Source organism: Dictyoglomus sp. (assembly GCA_025060475.1).
GTDB lineage: Bacteria > Dictyoglomota > Dictyoglomia > Dictyoglomales > Dictyoglomaceae > NZ13-RE01.
On the sequence record JANXBZ010000057.1, the window covers coordinates 1 to 650 of the forward strand.

1 protein-coding gene is annotated in these 650 nt (G+C 40.5%); it reads right to left on the bottom strand.

The annotated features are described in order from the left end of the window. The coding region (locus tag NZ841_08520; protein MCS7202803.1) for an AAA family ATPase at positions 1-650 on the bottom strand (650 nt) is incomplete at both ends.

The window sequence follows — 650 nt, forward strand, 5'->3', positions numbered from 1 at the left end:
TTGAAATCTACTGTTCTTCCGTGTCCATCTGTAAGACGACCATCATCAAGCACTTGAAGAAGAATATTAAATACTTCTGGATGAGCCTTTTCAATCTCATCAAAAAGAACTACACTGTAAGGTCTTCTACGGACTGATTCGGTAAGCTGTCCACCTTCTTCGTAACCAACATAACCTGGAGGTGCACCTATTAGACGTGATACTGTATGACGCTCTTGATACTCAGACATGTCAATACGAATCATGGCATTTTCATCGTCAAATAAAAACTCTGCCAAAGCCTTTGCAAGCTCTGTTTTTCCAACACCTGTAGGACCAAGAAACATGAATGATCCAATAGGACGATTTGGATCCTGGAGTCCTGCTCTTGCTCTTCTTATTGCATTAGATACTGCCATGATTGCTTCATCCTGTCCAACAACTCTTTCACGGAGACGTTCTTCCATCTTTAAAAGTTTCTGTGTTTCGCTTTCAAGAAGCTTTTTAACTGGAATTCCTGTCCATTTAGCTACAACCTCAGCAACATCCTCTTCATCAACTTCTTCTTTTAGCATTTTTCTGCCTCTCTGAATCTCCTTAAGACGAGCATTTGCCTCATCAAGTGCTTTCTGAAGCTCAATAAGTTTTCCATATCTTAACTCTGCTGCTCT